Source organism: Zobellella denitrificans, from assembly GCF_002407485.1.
Classification (GTDB): Bacteria; Pseudomonadota; Gammaproteobacteria; order Enterobacterales; family Aeromonadaceae; genus Oceanimonas; species Oceanimonas denitrificans.
Genome location: NZ_CP012621.1, coordinates 3,454,275 through 3,472,229 on the forward strand (window position 1 = coordinate 3,454,275; position 17,955 = coordinate 3,472,229).

A 17,955-nucleotide genomic window follows, 5' to 3' on the forward strand; every position below is an offset into this window, starting at 1 on the left:
CACTGCGGGTAGAATGCGCCCGACCACCAGGTGACATCAGGCCAGTCGCTGTATTACCATGCAGCCTCACCCCTGCCGTGCCCGGGTGCATGGCCCCGTCAAGCTCACCCTTTGGTTTCGAGATATAAAAGCAAATGAGTAACGGATTCGCCCAGTTGCAAGCCCAGTTTTTGCGTTTGCGCAGCAACAAGCTGTTCGAAGGCTTCGTGATCAGCGTCATCGTGTTGTCCGCCCTGGTAGTGGGCGCCAAGACCTACGACAACGTCAGTCGTTTCGAGCACATACTGGTGGTGCTGGATGCCGCCGTCACCCTGTTCTTCCTGGTGGAGATCGCCATCCGCATGGCCGCCGAGCCCAGGTTCAGGGACTTTTTCAAGTCCGGCTGGAACATCTTCGATCTGGTGATAGTTCTGGCCAGCATCATCCCCATCGACAGCACCGACACCGTCCTCATCGCCCGCCTGCTGCGGGTATTCCGCGCCCTGCGGCTGGTGTCGATGATCCCCGAACTGCGGGTGCTGCTCAACGCCCTGGTGGTCGCTATACCGCGCATGGGCTATGTGGCGCTGCTGATGTTCATCATCTTCTACATCTACGCGGCCGTCGGCAGCTTTGTCTTCGAAGGCGTCGACGACTTCCTGTGGGGCAATATCAGCCTGGCGATGCTGACCCTGTTCCGCATCGCCACCTTCGAGGACTGGACCGACGTGATGTACGACACCATGGAGCTGTATCCCTACAGCTGGATCTACTACGTCACCTTTATCTTCCTCACCGCCTTCATCTTCCTCAATATGATGATCGGCATAGTGCTGGAGGTGATGCAGAGCGAAAGCGAGAAGTTCAAGGCGGAAAACGGCGAGGATCCGGCCCAGGAGCAGCAGGCGCTGCAACAGGAGCTGGTCCGGATGCGGGAGCAGTTGAACCGGGTAGAAGCACTGCTGCAGGAGCAGAGCAGAAAAGCCTGAGCCGGAGCGGGAAGAGGCTTTCTTCCCGCTCCTCATCCCCCCAGCAGCAATCCCAGGGTCAGCCCCAGGCCGGCCAGGCCGCCCACCGGCAGCCAGTACCAATGGCGGCTGACCGAGGGCATGGCCAGCACCAAGGCAAAGAGGGCGAAACCCGCGCTCAGCCAGAGGGTAAGGCCCGATGCGGGCACCCACCACACCACCGTCAACCATGCCAGTACCAATAACACGACCACAAGCGCCTCCTTTGTCGAGTTATTGATAATAGTTATCATTTATTAATTTACAAGGTTTTCTTCAGCGCCGCCTCAGCAGGGCCACGGTTTCCACGTGCATGGTGTGAGGGAACATGTCCACCGGCGTGGCCTGTTCCAGCTCGAAGCCGTGCTTGCTGAGCCAGGCCAGATCCCGGGCCAGGCTCTTGGGATTGCAGGACACGTATACCAGCCGCTCGGGCTTCATCTCGGCCAGGGTCTCGAGCAGCGCCTGATCGCAGCCCTTGCGCGGCGGATCCACCACCACCACATCCGCCCTGAGCCCCTGCCGGTAGAGCCCGGGCACCACCGTCTCCGCCGCGCCCGGATGAAACTCCACGTTGGCCAGGCCGTTGCGCTCGGCGTTGGCGCGGGCGTCGGCAATCGCCTCCGGCACCAGCTCCACACCGATCACCCGATGCGCTTGCCGGGCCATAAACAGGGCGATGGTGCCGATGCCGCAGTAGAGGTCGAACACCGTCTCATGGCCCTTGAGATCGGCCTGGCGCAGGGCCTCCCGGTAGAGCACCTCGGTCTGGCGCGGGTTGACCTGGTAGAAGGACAGCGGCGAGATGGCGAACTCCAGGCCGTCCAGGCTGTCGGCAATGGCCTCCTTGCCCCAGAGCAGCCGGTTGTCCGGCCCCAGCACCCGGTTGCCGCCGTCGCCGTTGATATTGAGCACCAGGCTGGCCAGGCCCGGCAAAGACTCAAGCCCGGCCACCAGTTGCGCCAGGGCAGGCTCCGACGGCATAGTCGCCACCACCAGCACCACCATCAGCTCGCCGCTGTTCACCCCGTTGCGCACCATGATATGGCGCACCATCCCCTCCCCCGTCGCCTCGTTATAGGCGGGTTGGGCCGTGCCGCGCATCCAGTCCCGCACCCGCCGTACCACTTCGGCGGTTTCCGGTGCCTGCACCCGGCATTGCTCTACCTCCACCAGCTGGTGGCTGTGCTTGGCGTAAAAGCCGATAAAGGGACCGGGCTGCACCGCGTACTGGGCCTTGTTGCGGTAATGAAAGGGGTCGTCCATGCCCAGGGTTTGGGCCACCGGGCAGTCCAGCCCTTGGGCCTTGAGGGCATCCAGCAGCAACTGACGCTTGAGTTCGAGCTGGGCCTGGTAATCCATCACCCGCACCTGACAGCCGCCACAGGCGGTGTAGGGACAGAAATCCTCGCGCCGGCAGGCCGCCGCCTGCACCAGCCGCACCAGCCGGCCGTGGCAGAAGTTGGGCTTGACCAGGGTCAGCCGTACCTCGGCCTGCTCTCCCGGCAGCACACCCTCGACATAGAGCGGCCGCCCGCCCAGGGTGGCAATGCCATCCCCCTTGTCGGTAAGGCTGTGGACGGAAACGGTAACCTGCTGGCCGGGTTTTAACATGGGACTGCACTCTGAAAATTGACGCTGGCTGTCAGCTTAGCAAAAACAAAAAAACCCAGCCTATGCTGGGTTTAAGTGGTAGCAGTGGCCGGACTCGAACCGGCACGCCCGAAGGCAAGTGATTTTGAATCACTCATGTCTACCAATTCCATCACACTGCCACTTTGGTAGGCTCACCAGGGTGAGCGGCTTGCATTATACGTATCCGCCCAGGCCCCGCAAGCGGATTCTGAAGGCTGGCCGGATGATTGCGCATTAATTGCCCGCACAGGCAACGGTTACCAGCGCTGCCGCTTTTGCTAGAATGCAGCCACTTTTTGGCAAAACGGGTGATATGCGGTGGTTTCTTCTTATGTAGGGCTGCCCAGGGCGGGCGTGATGCGTCGCCTGGGGGCCTGGCTGTATGACGTGCTGGTGGTGGCGGCGCTGTTGATGGTGGCCGGCTTTGCCGGTTTCGGCCTGACCCAACTGGCCCTGGCCCTGGGCTGGATCGGGCTGGGCCAGCACGATGACACCGCCGCCCTGCTCGGCGCCAGCCGGCTGTACAGCCTCTACCTGCTGGCGGTGGTGCTGGGCTTTTATTGCTGGTTCTGGCATACCAGCGGCCAGACCATCGGCATGCGCGCCTGGCGCCTGCGGGTGCAGAACACCGACGGCAGCCGCCTGAGCATCACCCAGGCCCTGATGCGGGCCGTCAGCGCCCTGCTGGGGCTGGGCAATTTCTGGGTCTGGCTCAACCCGGGCACCAAACTTGCGCTGCAGGACAGGATCGCCGACTGCGAGGTGGTGGTGCTGACCAAGGAGCAGAACCGGCAGCTGTTGAGCCGGGATTGATAGGTACGTGAGGAGTGAGGGGTGAGGCGGAAGGGGTGAGGCGGAGTCCCCACGCCTATCCCCTCTCCCCTCACGCCTAGGCCCTCACACCTAGGCCCGGCGATTCAGCAAAAACAGCGCCACCCCGATAAACAGCAGGCTGGGCCCCAGGGCACCGATCGCCGGCGGCACCGCGTAGACCAGGCTGATGGGGCCGAACACCTCGTTGGCTACATAAAAGCCGAAGCCGAACAAAATGCCCATCAGCAGTCGGGCGCCCATGGTCACGCTGCGCAGGGCGCCGAACACGAAGGACGACGCCAGCAGCATCATGGCCACCACCATCACCGGTTGCAGCGCCTTGCGCCAGAACTCCAGGGCGTAGCGGCTGCCGTCCTGGCCGTTTTCTTCCAGGTAGGCCCGGTATTCCCACAGGCCGCGCATCGACAGCTCATCCGGATCGATGGACACCACCCCCAGCTTCTCCGGGGTCAGGCTGGAACGCCAGGCCAACGCCGGCTCCCGCTCGGTGGTAATGGCCACCCCGTGGTTGAACAGGGTATGGGTGACGTTGAGCAGTTGCCACTGGTCGTCCCCGTATTCGGCCTGCGCCGCCTGGGTGATACGGCTGAGCTTCATGTCCTCGTCGAAATAATAGAGGGTGACATTGCTCAGGGTGCCGTCGCGCCGGGCCTGGCCGATATTGATATAGGCCTCGGCATCCTTGGCCCAGACCCCGTGTACCGACAACACCACCTGGCCGTTGGAGCGGGACTGGGTGCGCAGGTCATCCGCAGCCAGCTTGGCCACCGGCGCCACGTATTCCCCCACCAGCATAATCAGCAGCATCAAGGGCAGCGCCGTCTTCAGGGCGCTGGTCACGATGTTGAAGCGGGAGCTGCCGGAGGCCTGCATCACCACCAGCTCGCTCGAGCTGGCCAGCTGCCCCAGGCCGATAAGGCCCCCCAGCAGGGCGGCGATGGGGAAAAACAGCACGATTTCCTTGGGCATGGACAGCAGCACGTAGTAGAAGGCCGCCAGCAGGGTATAGCTGCCCTCGCCCACGCTGCGCAATTGCTCCACGTAACGGATGATGGCGGACAACCCCACCAGGACCAGTTCGCACAACAGGATGGACATCAGCACGGTGCGGCCGATGTAACGGTCGAGAATACTGAACATCAGGCGGTTTTGCTCCCTTTGAGTTTTTCCCGGATCCGGTTCCACCAGGCCGTTTCCAGCAGGTTGAGGGGCAACGCCACCAACAACAGGAACAGCAGCGGCACCGTATAGAGCCCGGGATAGAGCGGCAGGCTACCCGCCTCCACCGCCGAGCGGGCGGCGCTTTGCAGCAGGAAATAGGCGAGGTAGAGCAGGATGGCCGGCAGCAGCTTGGCGTAGCGGCCCTGGCGCGGATTCACCACCGCCAGCGGCACCACCATCAGGGTCAGCACCAGGGCCGACAGGGGCATGGCCAGGCGCCATTGCAGTTCGGTCTGGTCCCGCAACTCGCCGGACCGCCACAGGGCGGCACTGGAGCTGGCCGCCGCCTTGTGCTCCGAGGCGGTCACCTCGGCGGGGCGGATATAGGCGCTGTATTCCTCGAATTCGGCCACGTCGAACTGGCGGTTGCCGGGGCTGCCGCTGTAGCGCCGCCCTTCCTCCAGGGTCAGCCACTGGCCGCCGTTGCGCTCATGGATGCGTCCGCCGTCGGCCACCACCACGCTCGGCGCCTGCTGGGACTGGCCCCGCTGCACCACGAACAGACGGTTGAGCCGGTCGCCGGCGCTGTCCGGCTTGAGTTCCTCCACGTAGGCCACAATGCGGCCGCCGTCCAGGCTCATAAAGCGGGCCTCGCGCAATACCGCAAAGCCCGGATCCGACTGCACCTGGTCGCGGATCTGGTAGATCTGCTCCCTGGACCAGGGGTTGAGCCAGAGCGAGTTGACCAGGGCCACGCCCATCCAGAACAGGGCGAGGATCAGGGTGGCCCGCATGATCTTGCCCGGCCCCATCCCCACCGCCTTCATCACCGTCATTTCACTCTCGGCATAGAGCCGGCCATGGGCGAACAGCACCCCGATAAAGAGGCTCACCGGCAGCATCAGGGTCGCCATTTCCGGCATGTTGAGCAGCAGCAGCCGGCCCACCAGGGCACCGGGGATCTTGCCGCTGGCCGCCTCGCCCAGCACCTCGATAAAATTCTGGCTGATAAAGATAAGCAGCAAGACGAACAACACGGCCAGTTGTGTCTTCAGGGTTTCCCGAAACAAATAGCGGAATGCAATCACCGTCAATCCCAGTGTAAACTTGTCTTTTTTAATGGAAACGCTTAACAATAAGCGTAAAATCACGATTTTCGTATATTAAGTACGCGAAGATCGGCGCCTTGGCGATGGCCATCATTATCGTTCATCTGGCGCCCATTGTCTTCAGGCTGTAGGAGAATCCATGGAGTTCAGTGTCAAAAGCGGTAGCCCCGAAAAACAGCGCAGCGCCTGCATTGTGGTAGGTGTCTTCGAACCCCGCCGGCTGTCGCCGGTGGCCGAGCAGCTGGACAAGATCAGCGACGGTTACCTCAGTTCCCTGCTGCGCCGGGGCGATCTGGAAGGCAAGGCCGGCCAGATGCTGCTGCTGCACCAGGTGCCCGGTGTGCTGGGCGAACGGGTGCTGCTGGTGGGCTGCGGCAAGGAGCGCGAGCTGGACGAACGCCAGTACAAGCAGATCATCAGAAAGACCATCAGCACCCTGAACGAGACCGGCTCCATGGAGGCGGTGTGCTTCCTCACCGAGCTGCACGTCAAGGGCCGCGACACCTACTGGAAGGTCCGCCAGGCGGTGGAAACCACCCAGGCCTGCCTCTACAGCTTCGACCAGTTCAAGACCAACAAGGCCGAGCCGCGCCGCCCGCTGCGCAAGCTGGTGTTCAATGTGCCCACGCGACGGGAGCTGACCATAGGCGAGCGCGCCATCCAGCACGGCCTGGCCGTGTCCAAGGGCGTGCGCATCTGCCGGGACGTGGCCAACATGCCGCCCAATGTGTGCAACCCGGCCTACCTGGCTTCCCAGGCGCGCCAGCTGGCCGACGCCTACGACAACATCAGCACCCGGGTGATCGGCGAGGAAGAAATGGCCGAGCTGGGCATGAACGCCTACCTGGCGGTGGCCCGCGGCTCCCACAACGAAGCCATGATGTCGGTGATCGAATACAAGGGCAACCCGGACCAGGGTGCCCGCCCCATCGCCCTGGTGGGCAAGGGCCTGACCTTCGACGCCGGCGGCATCTCGCTCAAGCCGGCCGACGGCATGGACGAAATGAAGTACGACATGGGCGGCGCCGCCGCGGTGCTGGGTACCATGCACGCCCTGGCCGAACTGCAGTTGCCGGTCAACGTGGTGGCGGTGCTGGCCGGCTGCGAGAACATGCCCGACGGCAACGCCTATCGCCCCGGCGACATCCTCACCACCATGTCCGGCCAGACGGTGGAGATCCTCAACACCGACGCCGAAGGCCGTCTGGTGCTGTGCGACGCCCTGACCTTTATCGAGCGCTTCGAACCGGAAGCGGTGGTGGACGTGGCCACCCTCACCGGCGCCTGCATCATCGCCCTGGGCCACCACACCTCGGGGCTGCTGGCCAACCACAACCCCCTGGCCCACGAGCTGCTCAACGCCTCCGAACAGGCCGGCGACCGGGCCTGGCGCCTGCCCATGGGCGACGAGTACCAGGAGCAGCTGGAAAGCCCCTTCGCCGACATGGCCAACATCGGCGGCCGGCCGGCGGGTACCATCACCGCCGCCTGCTTCCTCAGCCGCTTCACCAAGAAGTACAACTGGGCGCACCTGGACGTGGCCGGCACCGCCTGGAAGAGCGGCAAGGAGAAGGGCGCCACCGGCCGACCGGTGCCGCTGCTGACCCAGTTTCTGTTGAACCGCTCCGGCGTCAACAACGCCGAAGAATGAACATGAACCGGGGCTGTTTCTACCTGCTGCCTGACCATGCCGACGCCACCTTTCTGGAGCGGCTGGTGTGCCGGCTCGCCACCGACTGCTACCGCCAGGGAGAGGGAGTGTTCATCCACACCGCCGACCAGGCCCAGGCCGAAGCCCTGGACGAGCGGCTGTGGCAGCAGGAGCCGGACAGCTTCGTGGCCCACAACCTGCAAGGCGAAGGCCCGCGCCAGGGGGCGCCGGTGGTGATCAGCCCGCAGGCGCCTCACGGCGCCAGGCCGGTGCTGATCAACCTGGCGCCCCAGGCCCCGGCCTTCGCCCGGCGTTTCAGCCGGCTGTATGACTTCGTGCCATCCGACGAGGCCGGCAAGCAGCAGGCCCGTGAACGCTTTAAAGCCTATCGTCAGGCCGGGGTCGAACTGACCACCGAACCTGCACCATCCCAAACTGAAGACGCATAACACCATGGAAAAGACGTTTAATCCCAGCGCCATCGAACAGGCCCTGTACCAGCAATGGGAAAGCAAGGGCTACTTCAAGGCCCACGGCGACACCAGCAAAGATGCCTACAGCATCATGATACCGCCGCCCAACGTGACCGGCAGCCTGCACATGGGCCACGCCTTCCAGGACTCCATCATGGACACCCTGATCCGCTACCAGCGCATGCAGGGCAAGAACACCCTGTGGCAGGTGGGCACCGACCACGCCGGCATCGCCACCCAGATGGTGGTGGAGCGCAAGATCGCCGCCGAAGAGGGCAAGAGCCGCCACGACTACGGCCGCGACGCCTTTATCGACAAGATCTGGGCGTGGAAGAAGGAATCCGGCGGCACCATCACCCGCCAGTTGCGCCGCCTGGGCGCCTCGGTGGACTGGGATCGCGAGCGCTTCACCATGGACGAGGGCCTGTCCAACGCGGTGAAGGAAGTGTTCGTGCGCCTGTACGAGGACGACCTCATCTACCGCGGCAAGCGGCTGGTAAACTGGGATCCCAAGCTGCACACCGCCATCTCCGATCTGGAGGTGGAAAACCGCGAGATGAAGGGCCACATGTGGCACTTCCGCTACCCCCTGGCCGACGGCGTCAAGACCGCCGACGGCAAGGATTACCTGGTGGTGGCCACCACCCGCCCCGAGACCATGCTGGGCGACACCGCGGTGGCGGTAAACCCGGAAGATCCGCGCTATAAGGATCTGATCGGCAAGGACATCATCCTGCCCATCGTCAACCGCCGTATCCCCATAGTGGGCGACGAACACGCCGACATGGAAAAGGGCACCGGCTGCGTCAAGATCACCCCGGCCCACGACTTCAACGACTACGAGGTGGGCAAGCGCCACGGCCTGCCGATGATCAACGTGCTCACCCTCAACGCCGAGATCCGCGACCAGGCCGAGGTGTTCACCACCAAGGGCGAGCCGTCCGACGCCTACGGCGCCGAACTGCCCGCCGCCTTCCGCGGCTTGGACCGCTTTGAGGCCCGCACCGCCGTGGTGACCGAGCTGGAACAACTGGGCCTGCTCGACGGGGTCAAGGATCACGAGCTGACCGTGCCCTACGGCGACCGGGGCGGCGTGGTGATCGAGCCCATGCTTACCGATCAGTGGTACGTACGCGCCGCGCCCCTGGCCAAGGTGGCCACCCAGGCGGTGGAGGACGGCGACATCCAGTTCGTGCCCAAGCAGTACGAAAACATGTATTTCTCCTGGATGCGCGACATCCAGGACTGGTGCATCTCCCGCCAGCTGTGGTGGGGCCACCGCATCCCCGCCTGGTACGACGACAACGGCCAGGTCTACGTGGGCCGGGACGAGGCCGAGGTGCGCGCCACCCATCACCTTGGCGATGACGTCAGTCTGCGCCAGGACGAAGACGTGCTCGACACCTGGTTCAGCTCGGCGCTGTGGACCTTCTCCACCCTGGGCTGGCCGGAGCGGACCCCGGAGCTCGAGACCTTCCACCCCTCCAGCGTGCTGGTCACCGGCTTCGACATCATCTTCTTCTGGGTGGCGCGCATGATCATGATGACCATGCACTTCATCAAGGACGAGAACGGCAAGCCCCAGGTGCCGTTCAAGACCGTCTACGTCACCGGCCTGATCCGCGACGAGAACGGCGACAAGATGTCCAAGTCCAAGGGCAACGTGCTGGACCCGCTCGACATGATCGACGGCATCGATCTGGAGTCGCTGGTGGCCAAGCGCACCGGCAACATGATGCAGCCCCAGCTGGCCGCCAAGATCGAGAAGAACACCCGCAGGGAGTTCCCCGAGGGCATCGAGCCCCACGGCACCGACGCCCTGCGCTTCACCCTGTGCGCCATGGCCTCCACCGGCCGGGACATCAACTGGGACATGAAGCGCCTGGACGGCTACCGCAACTTCTGCAACAAGCTGTGGAACGCCTCCCGCTACGTGCTGATGAACACCGAGCAGCAGGACTGCGGCCAGAACGGCGGCGAACTGCAGTACTCACTGGCGGATCGCTGGATCCAGGCCCAGTTGCAGGCCACCATCCGGGACGTGCGCGCCGCGCTCGACGGCTACCGCTTCGACCGGGCCGCCAACGCGCTCTACGAGTTTATCTGGAACCAGTTCTGCGACTGGTACCTGGAGCTGACCAAGCCGGTGCTGTGGCACGGCTCCGAGGCCGAGCAGCGCGCTACCCGCAAGACCCTGATCGAGGTACTGGAAACCCTGCTGCGCCTGGCCCACCCCATGATCCCCTTTATCACCGAGGAGATCTGGCAGCGGGTGGCCCCGCTCGCAGGCCGCGCCGGCGACAGCATCATGCTGGCCGCCTACCCGCAAGCCGATGCGGCGCTGGAAGACGAGCAGGCGATGGCGGATCTGGAGTGGGTGAAGCGCTTTATCGTGTCCATCCGCAACCTGCGCGCCGAGATGAACATCCCCCCCGGCCAGGGGCTGAACGTGCTGCTGCGCCCGGCCGGGGACGACGCCCGCCGCGCCACCGACAACGACGCCTTCCTCAGGGCCATGGCCAAGCTCGACAGCATCACCCTGCTGGCCGCCGATGAAGAAGCACCGGTGTCCACCAAGCAGTTGATCGGCGACACCGAGCTGCTGCTGCCGATGGCGGGACTTATCGACAAGGACGCGGAGCTTGCGCGCCTGCAGAAGGAGCTGGACAAGGTCGGCGGTGAAATCAAGCGGCTGGAAGGCAAGCTGAACAACCAGGGCTTCGTCGCCAAGGCCCCCGCCGAGGTGGTGGCCAAGGAGCAGGAGAAGCTGGCCGACTACCAGGCCACCCTGGCCAAGCTGCAGGCCCAGCGCGAGCAGATAGCAAGCCTCTGATCACCACCCTGTCATCAAGCTGCCCCGGCTCCGCCCGGGGCAGCTTGCTTCCTCCGGACATGCCATTTTTCCCCTGCCAAGCTGTTCGATCGTCCTCCCCGTTGTTAAACTATTCATCTGAATCCACAAGAGAGCATCCGCGGTCACATGAAGCCCCAGCTGTTCGGCTACCTCATTGCGCTGCTGCTGGCGAGTCCGGTTCTGGCCGATGCCGCCCCCCCCCAGACACAGGCCGAGCAACGCAACCTGGCGGTAGCCAGGACGGTGCTCGACATCCTGAGCTACAGCCGCTGGCCGGTGGCTCCGTTTCCCCTGCGCCTGTGTGTGGCCGCCCCCACCGAATACGCCGATGCTCTGCTGCAACTGGACAAGGCCCAGGTACTCCCATCGAGAGCCGGAGAATAGGGCTGGAAGAGCACGGGCTTGAGCAGGAGTGCGACCTGCTCTATCTGGGGGTGCTGTCCCCCGAGCTCAGACAGATGATGGCGCGGCGACTGGGTGAGGCGCCTGTCCTCACCATAGAGGAAAACAATCCCGAGTGTGCCCTGGGAGGTATTTTCTGCCTGGGTATCAGGGACAGCCGGGTCGGCTTCAGCGTCAACCTGGACAGCCTGGCCCGCAGCGGCATTCGCATCCATCCCGCGGTGCTGCGCCTGTCCCGCCCACGAGGAGAATAAGCCTTGCGTCGTCGTCCCAGCCTGTGGCGGATAGTACGCCGTGCCAACCTGAAACTGACCCTGGTCGGCATCACCATCGCCGCCCTCTGCCTGTCCCCCGCCATATTGCTCGCCCTGCGCGGCTATGCCGAGCACAACCTGGAACTGGTCGGCCGGGCCATCGGCTATACCACCGAAGCCGCGGTAGTCTTCGAAGACGAGGTCGCCGCCAACGACTATCTGGCACTTATCGCCCGAGAGGAACAGATTGGCCGGGTCCGGCTCCGGCTGCCGGACGGCAGGCTGTTTGCCGAATGGCAACGCCCCGTGGGCGGTCATCGTGCCGAACTGGAACGCCGCCTGGCCCTATGGCTGCTGCCCGAAGGCGTCAAGGTGTCCATGATCCATGCCGGTCGCCAGATCGCCCAGGTAGAGGTGGACGCCCATGGTGCCGCCTTGCTGGTATTTCTGCTCAACAGCCTGCTGGCCCTGCTCGCCGGCTTGCTGCTCAGCGCCCTCGGCGCCTACCTCTTGTCCCGGCGGATGCTGGACAACATAGTCACCCCACTGCAACGGTTGGCGGGGCAGGCCTATGCCGTGCGCAAGCATCGCGATTTCAGCCGGCGCCTGCCCGACGACGACATCGCCGAGTTGCACTCCCTTAACCAGAACTTCAACGCCCTGCTCGACGAACTGCAGCAGTGGCAGCAGCATCAGGACACCGAGAAAGCCAGGCTTGAACACCAAGCGACCCACGACAGTCTCACCGGCCTGCCCAACCGTGCCCTGTTCGAACGCCGGCTGCGGCAGGCCGTGGAGTATTCCCGCCGGCGCGATGACGAATTCGCGCTGCTCTACCTGGATTGCAACAAATTCAAGCAGATCAATGATACCTACGGCCATGCCGCCGGCGACCTGATATTGACGACGGTGGCGAAACAGCTACGCGAGCGGGTAAAACGTTACCATGACGTGGCCGCCCGCCTGGGCGGGGACGAGTTCGCCATATTGCTGTCCCCGCCCACTCCCCGGCGGGGAGCGGAGCAGATCATCCGTGACCTGCACCGCGCCATGAGCGCTCCCATCTCCCTGCCGCAGGGAGGGGAGCTCCGCTGCAGCCTCAGCATCGGCCTGGCCCAGTACCCCCAGGACGCCGACAATGCCGATGCCCTGATGCAGCAGGCCGACATGGCCATGTATCGGCTAAAACAGGCCCGATATGAGGCCGCCCACAACAATAACCAAGCACGAGGATCATGTGAAAGTGAAGACGAGCAAACTGTTGTCCCTGGCCCTGGTGGGCCTGTTGCTGAGCGCCTGCCAGACCCCGACCGGGCTGACGCCCAGGCAGCAGGCCCTGCTGCAGGCGCAGGGCTTCCAGCCGACCGATGAGGGATGGGAACTGGGGCTCTCGGATCGGGTGCTGTTCGCCAACGAAGTGGCCAGCCTGACTCCCGCCAGCCGGACTACGGTGGAACAGATAGGCCTGGCCCTGCTGTCGGTAGATATCGACTGGGCCCGCCTTGACGGCCACACCGACTCCTACGGCGCGCGGGAGTACAACCAGCGACTGTCCCTGCTCCGGGCCGAATCGGTGGCCGAGGTGCTGGTGGATACCGGCATGCCCAGGCAAAACCTGGAGGTACGCGGCCTGGCCGATACCAAGCCGGTCGCCAGCAACCGCACCCGGGAAGGGCGGGCCCAGAATCGCAGGGTGGCCATCGTGATTACCGACTGACATCGCCGCCTGCGACGGGAAGAAAATGGCAGACCGGCCTAGGCTAGGAGAAACAGCCATCCATCGGAGCATCCCATGAACTTCGTGACCGCCTGTGTTCTCGCCCTGCTGCTGGTGGCCTGCTCAGGTGCCGGAGAGGCCGGCTCGCCCCCGCCCGCGTCGTCCCCGTCCCGGGAAGCGGAGCTGTCCGGCCCCGGCGTGCTCACCCAGGACCAGCGCCGGGCGCTGCTGGCGGCCCACAACGCCGCCCGCGCCGAGGTGGGGGCAGCCCCCCTGGGCTGGTCGGCGCGCGCCACCGAGCAGGCCGAACGCTGGGCCGGGGTACTGGCCCGGCGCTGCGCCCTGGAGCACAGCCAGGGCTCGGGCTTTGGCGAAAACCTCTTCTTGGGCACCCTGGGGTTCTATGACGAGCTGGACGGGGTCAGGGCCTGGGAGGAAGAAAAACGCGACTACCGGGGCCAGCCCCTGACCCGGGCGCTGGCGCCGGTGGTGGGCCACTACACCCAGATGGTCTGGCCTTCCACCCGGGAGCTGGGCTGCGCCACATCCAGCTGCGGCAACAACCTGATACTGGTATGCAACTACTACCCGCCCGGCAACTACCTGGGAGAAAGGGCCTACTGATGGCTCAACCCTCTTCTGCAGGCTCCGCCTCCCGCGCCAGCAGTTGCCGCTTGCGGGCGATGCCCCAGCGGTAGCCGGACAAGCCGCCGTCGGTGCGTACCACCCGGTGACAGGGAATGGCCACCGCCAGGGCATTGGCGGCGCAGGCCCCGGCCACGGCCCGCACCGCCCGCGGCTGGCCGATGCGCCGGGCCAGCTCGGCGTAGCTGATGGTCGCCCCCGCCGGTATCTGCCGCAGGGCCTGCCAGACCTTCTGCTGAAAGACGGTGCCGCGGATATCGAGCGGCAGATCCTGCCCCTGACGGGGACATTCCACCAGGCCCACCACCCGGGCCACCCACTGCTCGAACCCCGTCTCGCCACCGATCAGCCGGGCGGCGGGAAAACGCTCCTGCAACTCCCGCAGCAGGGCCTCGGCATCGTCCCCCAGCAGGATGGCGCAGATGCCCTTGTCGCTCATGGCCACCAGTATGGCCCCCAGGCTGCACTGGCCGACGGCGAAGCGGATCTCGGTACCGGCCCCGCCGGCGCGGTAGCGCCCGGGGGGCATGCCCAGCAGCTGGTCGGCTTCTTCGTAGAAACGGCTGCCGGCGCCGTAGCCGGCCTCGAAGATGGCCTCGGTCACGCTCCGCTCCCGCGCCAGCGCCCGCCGCACCCGCTCCGCCCGGCAGGCCTGGGCATAGGCCCTGGGGCTGAGCCCGGTACCGGCCTTGAACAAGCGCTGCAGATGCCCGGGGCTGAGCCCCACCCTGGCCGACAGTTCGGCCAGGGTGGGGCTATGGTCCGCCTGCTCGATATGGCGGCACAGGGCCGTGATCAGCGCCTGCCGGCCGCCCGGGTCGGGCTGCTCTGGGCGGCAACGCCGGCAGGGCCGGAACCCCGCCGCCTCGGCCGCCATGGCCGAGTCATAGAAACGGATGTGCTCGGGCCGGGCCCGGCGCGACGGGCAGGAGGGACGGCAGTAGACGCCGGTGGTGATCACTCCGTAGCAGAAACGGCCGTCGGCGGCCGGATCCCGGGCCTCTACCTGGGCCCAGCGGGGATCCTGGATGATGTGTGCGGCGTTTTCGGCATGGCGGCGGCTCATGGGCGGGTCCTCGGTGCGGGATAATGGCCTTACTGTAGCTCCGTCGACGCCGCCCGGCACCCCGATTCTTGCGCTGGAATCCGCCCGCCGGGCGTGGAGGAAAGAGGCGGCATGGCGGGGCCCCGCCATGCCGGTGTGGGTATTACTTCTTGTCCTTGGTCTCGATCTGGTTGCCGATCACCCCGCCCACCACGGCGCCGCCAATGGTACCTGTGGTGCTGCCGCCGGTCAGCACGGAGCCGGCCACGCCACCGACGCCGGCGCCGATGGCGGTGTTGCGTTCCCGTTCGGACATGCTGGCGCAGGCCGACAGGCCCAGCAGCAGGACGGCGGCGAGGGCGCCGCCCGTCAGTTTCGTCTTGATGGTCATGGTCATTACCTCGGCTCTGTCTGTTCGCCCCGCCGGCACCCGGGTACCGGCCCCTTATCCTGATTGTATCCGCCGGAGACCCGGACGCCCAGCCGCCGGTCGCGCCCTGCGCAGACTGCTGTCGCTCAGGCGCTCATCTCGCCGCGCAGGGGCCGGCGCATCAGCTCGCGCACCCGCCCGGGATCGGTTTCCATCGCCAGCAGGTAGTGCAGCTTGGCGAAGGCCGCCTCCAGGGTCAGGTCGCCGCCGGGGATCACGCCGATACGGTTTAGACTGTTGCCGGTGGCATAGGTGCCCTGATCCACCTTGCCGTAGAGGCAGTGGGTGCGGTTGACGATGACCTGCCCCCGTTCCACCGCCGCTGCCAGCACCTGCATCAGTTCGGTGTTGGCGTCGGGCGGATTGCCCACCCCGAAGCTCAGCATGACGGCGCCGCGTACCCGCTCGTCGTCGAGCAGGGCACGGGCGGCCCGGGCGCTGATGCCCGGGTAGAGGCTGAGCACCGTCACCGCCTCGGGGTCGAACTCGGGAATGCGGAAGCACAGCGGCGTCGGCGGCAGCAGCAGGCCCGCCTCCGGCTCCAGGCGGATGCCGGCCACCCCCAGGGGGGGATGGTTGGGCGAGGCGAAGGCGTCCAGCTCGGTGGCCTTGAGCTTGGTGGTGCGGTTGCCCCGCAGCAGCCGGCCGTTGAAATAGATGCACACCTCGGCCAGCCCCGGCCGCTGGCACAGGTGCAAGCCGTTGATGACGTTGTCCAGGCCGTCGCTGCGTCGCTCGGACAGGGGGATCTGGGAGCCGGTGAAGATCACCGGCTTGTCCTGCCCCGGCAGCATAAAGGACAGCGCCGCCGCGCTGTAGGCCATGGTGTCGGTGCCGTGCAGCACCAGGAAGCCGTCGTAGTCCTGCCAGTGGATCACCAGCAGGCCGGCGATCTGGGCCCAGTGGGCCGGGGTCAGGTTGGCGCTGTCGATCAACTGGTGCAGCTCGATCACGTCGAACTCGGGCAGTTCCGGCTCGCCGCTGTCCGCCAGCCGCCGGCGCAGCAGCCGGGCGAACTCCGGATCCGGCTTGTGTCCCTCGCTGGAGGCCCGGCAGCCGATGGTGCCGCCGGTATGCAGTATCAGTACCCGTCCCATCTCAGGCCTCCACCGGCGCCACCATGGCCGCCGGGCTCAGGATGGCGGCCAGTTGCGCCTCGCTCAAGAGCCCTTCCTTCTGCACCAGCTCGGCCACCCCGGCCCCGCTCAGCAGCGCCTGGCCGGCGATACGGCTGGCGTTGTCGTAGCCGATATGGGGTACCAGGGCGGTGACGATGCCGATGCTGTTCGCCACATGGCTGGCGCACTGGGCTTCGTTGGCCTCGATGCCGCGCACGCAGCGCTCGTCCAGCATGCGGATGGCCTCGCCCAGCATGCGGCAGCTGTTGAGCAGGTTGTAGATGATCAGCGGCTCCATGGCGTTGAGCTGCAGCTGGCCGGCCTCGGCCGCCAGGGTCACCGCCAGATCGGCGCCAATGACCTGGAAGGCGGTCTGGTTCATGGCCTCGGGGATCACCGGGTTGACCTTGCCGGGCATGATGGAGGAGCCGGGCTGCATGGCCGGCAGGCTGATCTCGCCCAGGCCGGTGCGGGGGCCGCTGGACAGCAGGCGCAGGTCGTTGCTGAGCTTGGACAGCTTCACCGCCAGCCGCTTGAGCACGCTGGAGAAGGTGACGAAGGCGCCCATGTCGGAGGTGGCTTCCACCAGGTTGCCGGCCAGGCTCACCGGCAGCTCGGTGATGTCGGCCAGCTCGTTCACCGCCAGGCGGGCGTAGCGCGGATGGGCGTTGATGCCGGTGCCGATGGCGGTGCCGCCCAGGTTGACCTCGCACAGCAGGCGGCAGGCGTCGTCGATGCGTGCCTCTTCCTCGCCCAGGTTGACGGCGAAGGCCTCGAACTCCTGCCCCAGGGTCATGGGCACGGCGTCCTGCAACTGGGTGCGGCCCATCTTGAGGATATGGGCGAACTCACGGCCCTTGTCGGCCAGGCTGTGCTGCAGGCCGGCAATGGCTTCCTTCAGCGGCTGGGCGGCGAACACGATGGCCAGGCGGGCGGCGGTGGGATAGGCGTCGTTGGTGGACTGGGAGCGGTTGACGTCGTTGTTGGGGTGCAGCTCCTTGTACCGGCCGCGCTCGTGCCCCAGCTTGCTCAGGGCCAGGTTGGCGATCACCTCGTTGGCGTTCATGTTGGTGGAGGTGCCGGCCCCGCCCTGGATCAGATCCACGATAAACTGGTCGTGCAGCTCGCCACGGATAATGTCGGCGCAGGCGGCCTCGATGGCCTCGGCCTTGTGGCCGGGCAGCAGGCCGAGCTGGTGGTTGGCGCGGGCGGCGGCGGCCTTGACCATGGCCAGGGCCCGGATCAGTTCGGGGAAGTGGCTGATGGGCACACCGGTGATGTTGAAGTTCTGCTTGGCGCGCTGGGTCTGGATACCGTACCAGGCCTCGGCCGGCACCTGTTGTTCACCCAGAAGATCGTATTCGGTACGTGTTTGCATTTGGCTTCTCCCACCGGCTTGCACTGTTGTTTGACGAGTCAGACGACCGGGATACCGAACAGGCAACGGAAGGATACAGCTAAGCCGACCGTCACATGCCATGGATGGCATGTGCGAGCGTACAGGGATGTATTCACAGCGTGTCGGCGTGCTGTGCCTTCCGGTGCCTGAGCGCGTTCGCACAGGTTCATCTGTTGGCGTTATTACAGCAACAAGGGGGGCTGACGGGGAATTTGGCGCCCTGTAGCAAAGTGGCGCTGTCT

General features: G+C 65.5%; 16 protein-coding genes, 1 tRNA gene and 1 pseudogene. 9 read left to right on the plus strand and 9 right to left on the minus strand.

What is annotated here, in order from left to right; all coding sequences use genetic code 11:
* The first annotated feature begins 134 nt into the window (after window positions 1-134).
* Window positions 135-968 (plus strand): ion transporter, encoded by an 834-nt coding sequence (locus AN401_RS16315; RefSeq protein ID WP_096779934.1) that lies wholly within the window; start codon window positions 135-137, stop codon window positions 966-968.
* Window positions 969-1,000: 32 nt separating this feature from the next.
* On the opposite strand, the gene AN401_RS19865 is transcribed toward AN401_RS16315, so the two are convergent.
* From AN401_RS19865 to AN401_RS16325, 3 genes are all read right to left on the minus strand, one after another.
* Complete coding sequence (locus tag AN401_RS19865) at window positions 1,001-1,201, minus strand: hypothetical protein (RefSeq protein WP_157772296.1); 201 nt, start codon at window positions 1,199-1,201, stop codon at window positions 1,001-1,003.
* A 61-nt stretch (window positions 1,202-1,262) separates the two neighbouring features.
* A complete protein-coding gene (gene rlmD / locus AN401_RS16320; RefSeq protein ID WP_096779935.1) occupies window positions 1,263-2,600 on the minus strand; it encodes a 23S rRNA (uracil(1939)-C(5))-methyltransferase RlmD in 1,338 nt (445 codons plus the stop codon).
* Window positions 2,601-2,676: 76 nt separating this feature from the next.
* Window positions 2,677-2,761 (minus strand) — tRNA-Leu (locus tag AN401_RS16325).
* A 178-nt stretch (window positions 2,762-2,939) separates the two neighbouring features.
* Here AN401_RS16325 and AN401_RS16330 point away from each other — a divergent pair.
* On the plus strand, window positions 2,940-3,434 hold the full coding sequence (locus tag AN401_RS16330) for an RDD family protein (RefSeq protein WP_094040158.1): 495 nt from the start codon (window positions 2,940-2,942) through the stop codon (window positions 3,432-3,434).
* Between the two features lie 90 nt (window positions 3,435-3,524).
* Here AN401_RS16330 and lptG read toward each other — a convergent pair whose 3' ends face one another.
* The gene (gene lptG, locus AN401_RS16335) at window positions 3,525-4,595 is read right to left on the minus strand and encodes an LPS export ABC transporter permease LptG (protein WP_094040157.1); all 1,071 of its coding nucleotides are present in this window, start codon (window positions 4,593-4,595) and stop codon (window positions 3,525-3,527) included.
* Complete coding sequence (gene lptF, locus AN401_RS16340) at window positions 4,595-5,710, minus strand: LPS export ABC transporter permease LptF (protein WP_198401755.1); 1,116 nt, start codon at window positions 5,708-5,710, stop codon at window positions 4,595-4,597. Before lptF ends, lptG begins: the two co-directional genes overlap by 1 nt.
* 154 nt (window positions 5,711-5,864) lie before the next feature.
* Here lptF and pepA point away from each other — a divergent pair, with 154 nt between their 5' ends.
* From pepA to AN401_RS16375, 7 genes and pseudogenes are all read left to right on the plus strand, one after another.
* Complete coding sequence (gene pepA, locus AN401_RS16345) at window positions 5,865-7,376, plus strand: leucyl aminopeptidase (RefSeq protein ID WP_096779937.1); 1,512 nt, start codon at window positions 5,865-5,867, stop codon at window positions 7,374-7,376.
* Between the two features lie 2 nt (window positions 7,377-7,378).
* Complete coding sequence (locus AN401_RS16350; RefSeq protein ID WP_094040154.1) at window positions 7,379-7,825, plus strand: DNA polymerase III subunit chi; 447 nt, start codon at window positions 7,379-7,381, stop codon at window positions 7,823-7,825.
* Window positions 7,826-7,829: 4 nt separating this feature from the next.
* Window positions 7,830-10,682, plus strand: coding sequence for a valine--tRNA ligase (locus AN401_RS16355; protein ID WP_096779938.1), 2,853 nt, complete (start codon window positions 7,830-7,832; stop codon window positions 10,680-10,682).
* 147 nt (window positions 10,683-10,829) lie between these two features.
* Window positions 10,830-11,359 (plus strand): annotated as a pseudogene (locus AN401_RS16360) (YfiR family protein).
* Window positions 11,360-11,362: 3 nt separating this feature from the next.
* Window positions 11,363-12,730 carry a diguanylate cyclase domain-containing protein gene (locus AN401_RS16365; protein ID WP_096779939.1) on the plus strand — a complete coding sequence of 456 codons (1,368 nt, stop codon included), beginning with the start codon at window positions 11,363-11,365 and terminating at the stop codon, window positions 12,728-12,730.
* On the plus strand, window positions 12,636-13,076 hold the full coding sequence (locus AN401_RS20210) for an OmpA family protein (RefSeq protein WP_232513468.1): 441 nt from the start codon (window positions 12,636-12,638) through the stop codon (window positions 13,074-13,076). Before AN401_RS16365 ends, AN401_RS20210 begins: the two co-directional genes overlap by 95 nt.
* A gap of 75 nt (window positions 13,077-13,151) precedes the next feature.
* A complete protein-coding gene (locus AN401_RS16375) occupies window positions 13,152-13,700 on the plus strand; it encodes a CAP domain-containing protein (protein ID WP_096779941.1) in 549 nt (182 codons plus the stop codon).
* A 4-nt stretch (window positions 13,701-13,704) separates the two neighbouring features.
* Here the strand turns inward: AN401_RS16375 and ada are convergent, their stop codons facing one another.
* From ada to AN401_RS16395, 4 genes are all read right to left on the minus strand, one after another.
* A complete protein-coding gene (gene ada / locus AN401_RS16380) occupies window positions 13,705-14,787 on the minus strand; it encodes a bifunctional DNA-binding transcriptional regulator/O6-methylguanine-DNA methyltransferase Ada (RefSeq protein WP_096779942.1) in 1,083 nt (360 codons plus the stop codon).
* Between the two features lie 142 nt (window positions 14,788-14,929).
* On the minus strand, window positions 14,930-15,157 hold the full coding sequence (locus AN401_RS16385; protein ID WP_198401756.1) for a glycine zipper 2TM domain-containing protein: 228 nt from the start codon (window positions 15,155-15,157) through the stop codon (window positions 14,930-14,932).
* A gap of 125 nt (window positions 15,158-15,282) precedes the next feature.
* On the minus strand, window positions 15,283-16,293 hold the full coding sequence (locus tag AN401_RS16390) for a type I asparaginase (RefSeq protein ID WP_094040314.1): 1,011 nt from the start codon (window positions 16,291-16,293) through the stop codon (window positions 15,283-15,285).
* Window position 16,294: 1 nt separating this feature from the next.
* Entirely contained in the window at window positions 16,295-17,692 is a 1,398-nt protein-coding gene (locus AN401_RS16395; RefSeq protein ID WP_096779943.1) for an aspartate ammonia-lyase, read from the minus strand.
* Window positions 17,693-17,955 lie beyond the last annotated feature (263 nt).

Coding starts and splice junctions, on each gene's coding strand:
- AN401_RS16315 (WP_096779934.1), top strand. CDS start 135: ATGAGTAACGGATTCGCCCAGTTGCAAGCCCAGTTTTTGCGTTTGCGC.
- rlmD (WP_096779935.1), bottom strand. CDS start 2,600: ATGTTAAAACCCGGCCAGCAGGTTACCGTTTCCGTCCACAGCCTTACC.
- lptG (WP_094040157.1), bottom strand. CDS start 4,595: ATGTTCAGTATTCTCGACCGTTACATCGGCCGCACCGTGCTGATGTCC.
- pepA (WP_096779937.1), top strand. CDS start 5,865: ATGGAGTTCAGTGTCAAAAGCGGTAGCCCCGAAAAACAGCGCAGCGCC.
- AN401_RS16350 (WP_094040154.1), top strand. CDS start 7,379: ATGAACCGGGGCTGTTTCTACCTGCTGCCTGACCATGCCGACGCCACC.
- AN401_RS16355 (WP_096779938.1), top strand. CDS start 7,830: ATGGAAAAGACGTTTAATCCCAGCGCCATCGAACAGGCCCTGTACCAG.
- AN401_RS16375 (WP_096779941.1), top strand. CDS start 13,152: ATGAACTTCGTGACCGCCTGTGTTCTCGCCCTGCTGCTGGTGGCCTGC.
- ada (WP_096779942.1), bottom strand. CDS start 14,787: ATGAGCCGCCGCCATGCCGAAAACGCCGCACACATCATCCAGGATCCC.
- AN401_RS16385 (WP_198401756.1), bottom strand. CDS start 15,157: ATGACCATCAAGACGAAACTGACGGGCGGCGCCCTCGCCGCCGTCCTG.
- AN401_RS16390 (WP_094040314.1), bottom strand. CDS start 16,293: ATGGGACGGGTACTGATACTGCATACCGGCGGCACCATCGGCTGCCGG.
- AN401_RS16395 (WP_096779943.1), bottom strand. CDS start 17,692: ATGCAAACACGTACCGAATACGATCTTCTGGGTGAACAACAGGTGCCG.